The 11739-nt window shown below is 40.4% G+C and carries 7 protein-coding genes and 1 pseudogene; 2 read left to right on the top strand and 6 right to left on the bottom strand.

From position 1 onward, the window contains the following. Positions 1 to 392 precede the first annotated feature (392 nt). Positions 393 to 542 carry a hypothetical protein gene (locus HT691_RS11330; RefSeq protein ID WP_000410533.1) on the bottom strand — a complete coding sequence of 50 codons (150 nt, stop codon included), beginning with the start codon at positions 540 to 542 and terminating at the stop codon, positions 393 to 395. On the opposite strand from HT691_RS11330, the gene HT691_RS06585 reads away from it, so the two are divergent. Beyond that, positions 507 to 626: a hypothetical protein gene (locus HT691_RS06585; protein WP_001808898.1), complete on the top strand. Its 120-nt coding sequence runs from the start codon at positions 507 to 509 to the stop codon at positions 624 to 626. The two genes, HT691_RS11330 and HT691_RS06585, sit on opposite strands and share 36 nt — an antisense overlap. Positions 627 to 721: 95 nt before the next feature. On the opposite strand, the gene glnA is transcribed toward HT691_RS06585, so the two are convergent. The 5 genes from glnA to HT691_RS06560 form a co-directional block, all read right to left on the bottom strand. After that, complete coding sequence (gene glnA, locus HT691_RS06580; protein ID WP_055349657.1) at positions 722 to 2068, bottom strand: type I glutamate--ammonia ligase; 1347 nt, start codon at positions 2066 to 2068, stop codon at positions 722 to 724. 37 nt (positions 2069 to 2105) lie between these two features. Beyond that, positions 2106 to 2462, bottom strand: a complete 357-nt coding sequence (gene glnR, locus HT691_RS06575) for a transcriptional repressor GlnR (protein WP_023933492.1) — start codon at positions 2460 to 2462, stop codon at positions 2106 to 2108. A gap of 76 nt (positions 2463 to 2538) precedes the next feature. Continuing rightward, on the bottom strand, positions 2539 to 3066 hold the full coding sequence (locus HT691_RS06570) for an aromatic acid exporter family protein (RefSeq protein WP_000119914.1): 528 nt from the start codon (positions 3064 to 3066) through the stop codon (positions 2539 to 2541). A 322-nt stretch (positions 3067 to 3388) separates the two neighbouring features. Next, positions 3389 to 4585, bottom strand: coding sequence for a phosphoglycerate kinase (locus HT691_RS06565; RefSeq protein ID WP_001096743.1), 1197 nt, complete (start codon positions 4583 to 4585; stop codon positions 3389 to 3391). A gap of 89 nt (positions 4586 to 4674) precedes the next feature. After that, a complete protein-coding gene (locus HT691_RS06560) occupies positions 4675 to 9690 on the bottom strand; it encodes a bacterial Ig-like domain-containing protein (protein WP_172923359.1) in 5016 nt (1671 codons plus the stop codon). 297 nt (positions 9691 to 9987) lie between these two features. On the opposite strand from HT691_RS06560, the pseudogene HT691_RS06555 reads away from it, so the two are divergent. Then, positions 9988 to 11619 (top strand): annotated as a pseudogene (locus HT691_RS06555) (Na/Pi cotransporter family protein). Positions 11620 to 11739: the final 120 nt, after the last annotated feature.

Raw genomic sequence — 11739 nt, 5'->3', positions numbered from 1 at the left:
AAACTTCCCATAATGTTTCTTATGTGCTTCAAGTATATAAAAAGGCGTAAAAATACGCCTATAGATAATGGGGTTGAAATAGGTTTATTGTTGATGAGATTGTAGATAATTCAATTTTTTACTTCCAATCGAATACTTAAAACCTCCACCTTTTCTGCCTGTAATTGTTCATCATAAAATTCAATATCTTCAGGATTTTCCCCTTGGCAACCTCGGTAGAAATATTCTTCCGCTCGATCAGGATTCAAAAATCGACAAGCACAAACAAAACAGTCTCCATCATCATTTATTGAGATAATATAGTAGATTGAAATAAGATGTAAACAAATCGATTAGGAAAGTTAAATTAATTTCTAGAAATTTTTTAGCAGATGTAGTGTACTATTCTAGTCTCAATTTACTATGGCTTCAAATATATCTTTCGAAAAAATATTTACAGATGTGTAATTTTGAAGCTTGCAAAAGTTAGTAAACTTGTAGATTTCGATTTGAAGTAACTTGTTTTCTTGCCCGATATTGTTTTTGAAATTGAATTTTTCCATAGTGACTCCTTAATTTTCTTCTACACGTCTGATGATAAATCTAATTCGCAAAAGAGTCAAGAGGATTTTTCGAAAAATAAATAGCGACCGAAATCGCTATTTTAAGGGTTATAGGTATTTGATGGCTTAGACTGCTGTGTGACTGTTTGCCCTCAGGCAATCTTTCTTCTATATTAGTATTAGTAAAGGTCTAAATAATTATCAATTTCCCATTGTGAAACGAAGGTTGCATAACTTGCCCATTCGATTCGCTTGGCTTCAAGGAAACTAGTATAGATATGTTCTCCAAGAGCCGCTCTGACAACCTCATCTTCTGTCAAAGCTTTCAAAGCGTTGTGAAGAGTTGATGGAAGGTCTGTAATACCAGCTTCCTTACGCTCTTCTGCTGTCATGATGTAAATATTTTCTTCAATAGGAGCTGGTGCTTCGATTTTATTTTCAATACCATGCAAACCAACTTCCAATAGAACTGCCATAGCGATGTATGGGTTTGCCATCGGATCCACTGAACGCAACTCAAGACGAGTTCCCATACCGCGTGAAGCAGGTACGCGCACAAGTGGCGAACGGTTACGACCAGCCCAAGCAATGTAAACAGGCGCTTCATAACCTGGAACCAAACGTTTGTATGAGTTAACCGTTGGGTTCATGATGGCAGTATAGTTGTAGGCATGTTTGATCAAACCACCGAGGAAATGGTAGGCCGTTTCTGACAACTGCATTCCTTTTGGATCATTTGGATCAAAGAAGGAATTGTTTCCTTCTGCATCAAACAAGGACATATTACAGTGCATACCTGATCCGGCAATACCAAATTTTGGTTTGGCCATAAAGGTTGCGTAAAGCCCATGTTTGCGAGCAATGGTTTTAACAACAAGTTTAAAGATTTGAATCTTATCACAAGCACGGAGAACTTCATCGTACTTGAAGTCAATCTCATGTTGTCCAACCGCAACCTCGTGGTGACTGGCTTCTACTTCAAATCCCATTTTGGTCAAGACATTCACAATCTCACGACGTGTGTTGTCCGCAAGATCAGTAGGTGCCAAATCAAAGTAGCCACCCTTGTCATTCACCTCAAGTGTTGGGTCTCCATTTTCATCCAGTTTAAATAAGAAGAATTCTGGCTCTGGTCCAAGATTGAAGGATTTGAATCCTACTTCTTCCATGTGACGAAGAGCACGTTTCAAATTGCCACGAGGGTCACCTGCAAATGGTTCACCTTCTGTTGTATAGACATCACAGATCAAACCTGCAACACTTCCATTTTCATCTCCCCACGGGAAGACTGTCCATGTATCCAAATCAGGGTACAAGTACATATCCGACTCATTGATACGTACAAAACCTTCAATAGAAGATCCATCAAACATAGCCTTGTTTGACAAGACTTTATCTAACTGTTCATCTGTAGCAGGAATTTCGACGTTTTTCATGGTTCCCAAAATATCTGAGAACATGAGACGGATAAAGGTAACATTTTTTTCCTTGACTTCACGACGAATATCTGCAGCTGTGATTGGCATGAGTTTTCTCCTTAAATGTATGACTACTTGCGGTTGCCTAACCGCGACCAAAAGGTGACCGTACTGAAGCAAAGCGACCCTGTTGGAGGAGTTCATTGTGAAGTGCACGACGTACTTCAGTCTGACTAACCGCGTTCTTGGATTTCGCTTCACGTTCAGCATATTTTTTCTTAATGGCAGCGATATTATAACCTTCAGAGATATAATCTTTGATTTCAAGCAGACGATCCATGTCATTCAAGGAATACATGCGACGGTTCCCTTCGTTTCGATCAGGCTTAATCAACTCTTGATCTTCATAATAACGAATCTGACGCGCCGATAGATCGGTCAACTTCATAACACTGCCGATAGGAAAAACAGCCATATTTCGGCGAAATTCTTTTTCCTTCATTTACAATTTCCTTCTTTCTGTCTATTATAGTCTAAAAAAAGACAAACGTCAATTGATAATGTTATAAAATGTAACATTATTTTTCTTTTTTCTCTAAAAAGAGCCGAATACGATCAATATCGTAATTTACGAGAATTGCGACAAAAACTCCCATGAAAGTTTCTGATACACGCGCAAACACGTACAAAATCGTTTCCCCACTCGGGATCGATAGTGTAATAATTAACATAGCTGCTACACCACCAATAACCCCTGCTTTGTTATTCATGGCTACATTTGTCATAATGGTTAACATGGTGCAGATTGGAACAACAACTAAGGTTACCCAAAAGGCTTCGTGGAAAAAACTATTTATTAGGAAGAAAACCAAGGCATAGAGGCCACCGATACTATTTCCTAGAATACGCGAAGTCCCAAAATGGACACTCTTATCAAAACTCTCCCTCAGGCTAAAAACGGCTGTCAAAGCACCAATTTGAAGACCTTTCCAACCAAAAAAGCCAAAAATCAAGAGAACTAGAAAAACAGCAATACCTGTTTTAAAGGTTCGCATACCAAGTTTGAACTGGGATTTATCGAATTTATATTTTTTAAAATAACTCATAATCTCAACTTTCTATTTCCATTTTATCATAAATCGGTGATTTTTATGAGGAATAGTTGAGAGGAAGCGTTTTTATTTTGAGCAAAAGAAAAGAGGAACTTTCACCCCTCTCTTCTTTGATTTGTTTATAAAATCTTATTTTTCTGTCAAGGCTGCAAGTCCTGGAAGAACTTTACCTTCGAGAAGTTCCATTGATGCTCCACCACCGCGTCACAAATACCTACACTAACACAAAAAGGTGACATAGCCACCTTTTTGTTAACGTTTCAGTTTTCTTCCTTTTCTACAAAATCAGGATTTTGTAGAGACTAACGGGCTGAAATTATTTTTCTGTAAGTGCAGCCAAACCTGGCAATACTTTACCTTCAAGAAGTTCCATTGATGCTCCACCACCAGTAGAGATCCATGAGAACTTGTCTGCACGACCAAGGTTGATTGCTGCGGCAGCTGAGTCACCACCACCGATGATTGATTTAACACCTGGTTGTTTCACGATAGCGTCCATCACACCGATTGTACCAGCTTGGAAGTCTGGGTTTTCAAATACACCCATAGGTCCGTTCCATACAACTGTTTTGGCACCAGTCAAAGCTTCGTCAAATTTAGCGATAGATTTTGGACCGATGTCAAGACCAAGGAAGCCTTCAGAAACTGCTTCACCTTCAGTGTCACGCACTTCAGTGTAACCAGCAAATGCGTTTGCTTCTTTTGAGTCAACTGGCAAGATCAATTTACCGTTTGCTTTTTCAAGAAGAGCTTTCGCAACATCCAATTTGTCTTCTTCTACAAGTGAGTTCCCGATTTCGATACCTTGTGCTTTATAGAATGTATAAGTCATACCACCACCGATAAGGACTTTATCAGCTTTTTCAAGCAAGTTTTCGATAACACCAATCTTGTCTGAAACTTTTGAACCACCAAGGATTGCTACGAATGGACGTTCTGGAGTTTCAACTGCTTCTTGGATGTAGGCAATTTCGTTTTCAAGAAGGAATCCAGCAACTGCTTTTTCAACGTTTGCTGAGATACCAACGTTAGATGCGTGTGCACGGTGAGCTGTACCGAATGCATCGTTTACGAAGATACCATCTCCAAGTGATGCCCAGTATTTACCAAGTTCAGGATCGTTTTTAGATTCTTTCTTGCCGTCAACATCTTCGTAACGAGTGTTTTCAACCAAGAGAACTTGTCCATCTTCAAGAGCGTTGATCGCTGCTTCCAATTCAGCACCACGAGTTACACCTGGGAACACAACATCTTGACCCAATTTAGCTGCCAAGTCAGCTGCTACAGGAGCAAGTGATTTACCAGCTTTATCAGCTTCTTCTTTCACACGTCCAAGGTGAGAGAAAAGAATTGCACGTCCACCTTGTTCGATGATGTACTTAATAGTTGGAAGAGCTGCTGTGATACGGTTGTCGTTAGTGATTACGCCATCTTTCAATGGTACGTTGAAGTCAACACGAACGAGGACTTTTTTACCTTTCAAGTCAACGTCTTTAACAGTAAGTTTTGCCATGTTACAAAAACCCCTTTATTTATTTTATTCGAAACTATTATATCACACTTTGGAAATATAAGGAAAGATTTCACAAGATTTTTCGATATTTAATCTTCATCTTCTTTTTTCTGTTTCAATGTCAATGCTAAACTAGCAAGACCAAGGCTTGCCAATCCTGCTATTAGGGCTTCATTGGCATCAGCAGTTCCTGTATTTGGCAATTGTTTGCCTGCTTCTTCTGATTTAACTGCTGTATTTTGGGCTGGTTTTTCTTGTGTAGGCGCTACTGCTGGTTCTGTTTTTACTTTTGTTCCAATTTCAACAATTTCTGGAATCGCCTCTTGGATGACTTCTGTTGAACGAAGACGACGCTGACCGTTTTCATCAACTTCAAAGACATGTCTCAACAGACCATCTCGTCCCTGTATGATGACTCGTTGTTCCCCAACTAGTATATCAGCATTTTCATGCTCTTGACGGTCAAAGGCAACCTTTTCCTCTTGAACTTCCAATTTAGGAGCCTTTTGTTGATCAGAAGCCGGTTGATTAGTAGTTTTTGGAAGGACTATGTTTTGTTGTTCTGGTTTAGTTGAGATAGTAACAAGGTCATTTGCACCATTAGATTCTACTCGTGGTTTCTCAGCAGATTCATAAACAAAGGCATAATGAGTAAAGTGTGGTGCTGTAAAGATAACATGACTATCCGTTTGTTCAAAAGCCAATTCCACTGCCTCTTTGCCTCCAGGTAAGAAGAATACTCTCTTCACTTTCTTATCTTTTTCAATTGGAATTTTCACAATAGAAGCGTAAGAAAGATCAACGTCTTGACCTTTTTCATCTAGACCTTCTATTTCAAAGACATGAGCATCTTCTCCAGCAAAGTATTTCTTCTCTTCAGCACTTGCTTGAACACGCTCTACTTTCAAGCCCTTGATGACAGTCTTCTCTTTATTTGAGAAGTGCACTTCAACACCTGTTTTACTATCAGAAAAGACTGCTAGCTTGTCTTCTTTCAATAAGGCAACCAGATCTTTCAAACTCTGTTTCGCTGTTGCAAGCTCTTCTGAACTCAAATCTACTTTTTCAACCAAGGCCTTGTTCTTTTCAAGAAGCGGAGCTAGGGCAGAACCTGAAGGATGGTTTGGTTTGGCAGCCAAGAGTTCTTGAGCCTCACCTGTTAAGCGATCGAGTTCTGTCTTTTCTTCCGTAAATTTCTCTTGACCATTCAGAGCTTTATGAGCTTCTGTCAATTTATTAAGTCGGTCATTAACCTGATCTTGGGTGCTAGTTTCATGGTCTTTCAACACTTGTTCGGCCGCTTCAATTGCTTTCAAGAAGGCTTCTTTTACTTCTGGTGAAGCAAAGTTATAGACCACCTTATTCTTAGCTGCTTCAACTTCTGCTAACTTTTGTTTGAGGTACTCATCGTTCAATGCGGCTTTTGGAGATACCAAAACATCAAAATTGACTTCATGACCTTGGTAACGAATCGTCAAGGTTTGACGACCAGTCTTTTGAGCATGGTAACCAGAAATTTCAACTCCCTCATCAGTAAAGGAATGTTCTTCCATGGTATCATTGCTATAAGCCACTGCAAAGCGTCCTTCAGACAAGTCTAAGTTATCACCAACTAGGTAATCTTTTTTCGGTTCCTGACTTACTTTAATTCCCAAAATAGTTTTCGGACTTGCTTCATCTTGACTAGTAACAGTCACTGATAAATTCGCATTTACTGGTTGTCCCAAATATTGGAGAGTAAGATTTTGTTCTCCCTTATGATGCGTGTCAAATCCTGATACTGATACACCTGCGTGAGTTAGGCGAACGAGTTCGTCCTCAGCTCCACCTTCATACCGAACTCGAAGAACACCACCTCTAAGGTCCAAATCCTCCCCTTCGGCGTAGCTTGTTTTCTTAGGTCCTGTTTCTAGGCTGACTGACTTGATTCTTCTGTCATCTTTTGGAACGGAAACCGCTAGGACATTACTAATTTCCTTGCCTGGAAACTGGGTACGATAGTACAGAAGACCAGATTGATTTGTCAAATCCAATGGTGCACTTGCTAGGTCTCCTCCAACTTCGCTCTTCAAGGTTGCAAGCGGAATTTGAGAATTTGGATTGTCATAAACGGTAATGGTTGCTCCAGCTGGTACATCCGCAAAACCAACCTGTACCTTGTTATTGCCTAGAGAACGGGCTGCAGCCTTGGCCATCGGAATATTGACACTCTCAGTATCAAGCTTTTCATACATTTTCCAGTTATAGATACGAATAGCCTTCCATGGAGTTCCATTGTCAGAAGTGACAACATTTAAGCGCCAATCTTGAGCTGTGATAGGTTTATCAAGGGTAATATCTGTAACATGAGCTTTATTGCCACGGACTTCCTTAGCCAACTTCCATTGACCATCCGCATCTTTATAATAGAGGTCAAAGTCTTTGGTGTTCATCAAACCATCGTTGACAGATTCTCCACCAGCTCCAGCATGATCCATCACCCATCTAACAACTGTACGTGGCTGGGTCAAACGAATATCCACACTACCACTTAATTGAGAAGAAGACCATTTGTCAGATAGACTGGTGATGGTCCCATTCAACATACCTTCGATACCTTCTCCACCTTCTATATCTGGGAAGGTACTTCCGATAACAGTAGCCCCTGGAACGATGTTTTCTGCTAGAGGTCTTGGAAGACTTGTGTCTTGGACAGTCATCCCCCACTCAAAGTTTGTAGTTGCTGCTTCAGAACGAAGGCCATTCTTACCAACTGCAACAACCTTCAACTCCTGACTAGTACCAGTCGCACTAGCTGAGCGGCTAACTTTTGGTAGGTAGATCGTAGTTGCAGATGAACCTGTCAATAGGCGCCAAGCATCGCCATCCTTTTCATAGACTTCATAGAAATCAGCATCTTTATGACCAGTAAATTGTACAACTGCTTCCGCTTCTTGGGCATTTTTAAGGACTTGTTTGGCTACAGCTACTGTGGTTGGTGCCTGAGGAGCATCTTGATTATTGCTGATGGTCAATTGCCCCAGGTTAAATTGATAACCTTTTAAGTCTTTGTCATTTTCAAAATAGAGTTTAATACCGTAAATTGTTTTACCTGCCAAGGCACTCAAATCAAAATCATCGGTAGTCCAGTTATCTGAAACTGTCAATTCTTTACGGGCAGCTTCATCACCGTAGGTATAATCTTTCTTGGTTGCAAATTCTACATAAACCTTGGTCCCTTTGCCTCCTTTGTGGGCGACATGCAATTTGGTTGTATCTGTCACCTTCAAGCGAGTAGAGTACAAATTCACATCTTGCTTGGTCGCACCTGAAAGATCTCCTGCAAATTTAAGAGAAGTTCCACCATTATAAGCATCTTCAAAATCATAGCTTGCTTTCAACTTATCACCAGTTGATTTTTGCCACCAGCGCCATGTTGGAAGAACACCTGAAACTGAACGGTAATTCCACTCAGAATCCTTAGAAACCTTACCATCTACGAACCATTTTCTACCATGACCTGTATTAAAAGAAGTGGTAAAAGTATGACCTACTGCTGGCGTGCGGTCCGCAACTAGGTTGGCAATCCCGTACCAGTCCTTGTCATCTGGTTTTTGACCAGTTGGATCGCCTTGGTAACCAGTGAAGAAGATATTTTCATTCTTATGATAGTCTTCGCCTGTCTTGCCAAGACTTGTAATAGTATCTGGCGCAAAGAGACCAAGTGACAAGCGAAGTTTGCCATTTTCATCTAAAAGGGCATCCCATTTCACTTTAGTCTTATAAGAACCACCCTGTTGCAATTCCAATCCTGCAAAGACATCGTACTGGCTACGCTCTAACCATTTGGCCATAGCTACAGAGTAATCATTCTTCTCTTTGGTCCAGTTAAAGTTAGCAAAGAAGTTGTCTGCTGGAACCTTATCTCCTTCAGGTTGCATGAATTGGTAGTTGTATTCTCCCAAACCATCTTGGTGGTAACGTCCATAGTTATAAGTCATGGCATCGTACCAAGAATACTTGATTGGATGGTTTACCTTAGCAGCATACTCCTTGGTATAGAGCATAAACTGGCGCATCTTTTCTCCAAGAGGTTCAACCAAATCCCCAGTTGTTTCTTGGTTAATGAAATAGCCATCATAGCCATAATACTTGGCCATATCTACCAATTTACGGGCAATTGGAAAGCTACCATCTGCGTCTTGCTTCAAAGCTTCAGCAAATTTTTCTTGATCAGCAATACTATTTGACCAGTTGAAGAAGAGTGTACCATATACAGGAACCCCGTTACGGTGACCTGCATCAATAACGTCAGGCGTTGGTACAAGACCTTCCCAGAAGACCATTGAATCTAGATATTGCCAATAGTCAAAAGCATAGGCCTTGAACTCTTCTCCACCAACAGAAGCGTGGTCTTTTGCTTTAGAATTGGTGTTAGATAGGGCTTGTACTTTTGCTTCCTTACTAGCTTTTTCATTGACCAAATGACCTGTCCGACGTGAAGCGAGGGCAACAGATCCGCGGTTAATAGCGTCATCTTCACGAGCTCCTGGTTCCCATTTCAACAATTCATCCCAAGAATTAAATTTGATTTCCTTTGGTTTTAATGTTTTTTCCGTATTTTTAGGGACATCTGGCTGGACTTCTTTTTCAGTCTTATTAGCTTCTGCTGCTGGCTTAGACTCATCCCCTTGGCTAGTTGCTTCGGGCTTTGCTTCTATTTCCTTTTCAGACTTAGGTTTTGCTTCTGCAGATGGTGTTTCTGCAACCACCTCACTTGCTTTTTCCTCTGGTTTAGCTGCGCTAGCTGCTTCTGCAGTTTCAGTAGTTGCAGCTTCATTGCTTGCTGGCGAAGCAGTTTCAGATGCTATCGCTACTCCTTCTGCCTTTTCTAGCTTGTTTTCTCTAGCATGTTCCCCTTCATTCTGCTTATCAGCTTCATTGGTCGAATGCTCACTCTCTCCTGAAACAAGCTCTGTATTAGCTCCGCTATTTTCAGGAACTGCAGTTTCTTCAGCCAAGGCTGGACTAGCAAATAAAACAGCACCAATCATCAGCGAGCAGGCTCCTACTGATAACTTACGAATACTGTAACGACAACGTCTTTCAAAAAATGAATTCTTCATTTTCTCCTCCTAAAAAATTGATTTTGTTGCACAAAAGAAAGCGCTTAACTTTCTTTGTAAAATTTTTATCCCAATCACAGGGACCAAGATAATCACATTTTTATCCTAAAGCATTTTTTGACAAAAAACAATAGCTGTTTTCACAAATCTAAAATAAGGTTAAAAACTCTTAAAAATAATACACTTATCAATTATAATTTTCTTTTACAAACTTGACATTAACACTTGTTAGATTTACTTTTATCCTTTAAAATAGAATAGGAGATATTCCGCGATTATTTTTCGGAGGAAAAAGAAATGTCCATTAATTGGCAGGAAATTTTATTTCACTTTTTAGGTGGTCTGGGGCTATTCTTATATAGTATCAAGACCATGGGAGACGGTTTACAACAAGCTGCTGGAGATCGCCTTCGTTTTTACATTGACAAATATACTAGTAATCCTTTCTTTTGAGTTCTGGTTGGTATTGGGATGACTGCTCTAATTCAGTCTAGTTCTGGTGTAACAGTTATCACAGTCGGCCTGGTCAGTGCCGGTCTCCTAACCTTACGTCAGGCTATCGGAATTGTCATGGGGGCTAATATCGGGACAACAGTCACATCCTTTCTTATTGGGTTTAAACTAGGTGACTATGCCCTACCTATGCTCTTTATCGGTGCTGTCTGTCTCTTTTTTACGAAAAATCGGACAGTCAATAATATCGGACGCATCCTCTTTGGTGTCGGTGGTATCTTTTTTGCCCTCAATCTTATGAGCGGTGCAATGGCTCCACTCAAGGATTTACAGGTCTTTAAGGACTATATGATTGAGCTAAGTAAGAATCCTGTTTTGGGTGTCTTTGTCGGTACCGGCTTGACCTTACTGATTCAAGCTTCCTCGGCTACCATCGGGATTTTACAAAACCTCTACGCCAGCAATCTAATTGACCTACAGGGAGCTTTGCCGGTTCTATTTGGTGACAATATCGGGACAACCATTACAGCCATCATTGCCTCTTTAGGGGCTAATATTGCAGCTAAACGGGTAGCAGGAGCTCATGTTGCCTTCAACGTTATCGGAACAGTCGTCTGCGTTATTTTTCTAGTTCCTTTTACAGCCCTGATTCATTGGTTTGAAGCTACGCTAAATCTAGCACCAGAAATGACCATCGCCTTTGCTCACGGAACCTTTAATATTACCAATACCATTGTCCAATTTCCATTTATCGGAGCTCTGGCTTACTTTGTAACCAAGATTATTCCTGGAGAGGACGAGGTTGTCAAATACGAACCCTTATATCTTGATGAACATTTCATCAAACAGGCCCCATCTATCGCTCTAGGAAATGCTAAGAAAGAGCTCTTGCACTTAGGAAACTACGCTGCCAAAGCCTTTGACCTTTCCTATAAGTATATCATTGACTTGGATGAAAAAGTTGCTGAAAAAGGGCATAAAACCGAAGAAGCCATTAACACCATCGATGAGCAATTAACACGTTATCTCATTGCCCTTTCAAGCGAAGCTCTCAGTCAAAAAGAAAGCGAAGTGCTCACCAATATCCTTGATTCCTCCCGTGATTTGGAACGGATTGGAGACCACGCGGAGGCTCTACTCAATCTGACTGACTATCTTCAACGTAAAAATGTTGAATTTTCTGATGCCGCCTTGAAAGAATTAGAGGAAGTTTATCGTCAAACTAGTGACTTTATCAAAGATGCTCTGGATAGTGTGGAAAACAATGATATTGAAAAAGCACGCAGTCTTGTAGAACGTCATGAAGCAATCAATAAGATAGAACGTGTTCTCAGAAAAACCCACATCAAACGCCTCAACAAGGGCGAATGTTCAACACAAGCTGGGGTCAACTTTATAGACATCATCTCACACTACACTCGTGTATCAGACCACGCTATGAACCTTGCTGAAAAGGTTTTTGCAGAACAAATCTAAGAACCAAGAAGCTATCCATCATAATTGGATGGCTTTTTGCTTTTTCCTAAGCAAGACTAGGCTGAATGAAACTGAAAGAGTATTCTGCAGATATATAGTATATTGAAACTAGAATAGTAC

Origin of the sequence: Streptococcus sp. 477, from assembly GCF_013277295.1 — a bacterium.
Lineage (GTDB): Bacteria > Bacillota > Bacilli > Lactobacillales > Streptococcaceae > Streptococcus > Streptococcus pseudopneumoniae.
This window is presented reverse-complemented; position numbering and strand designations above follow the sequence as displayed.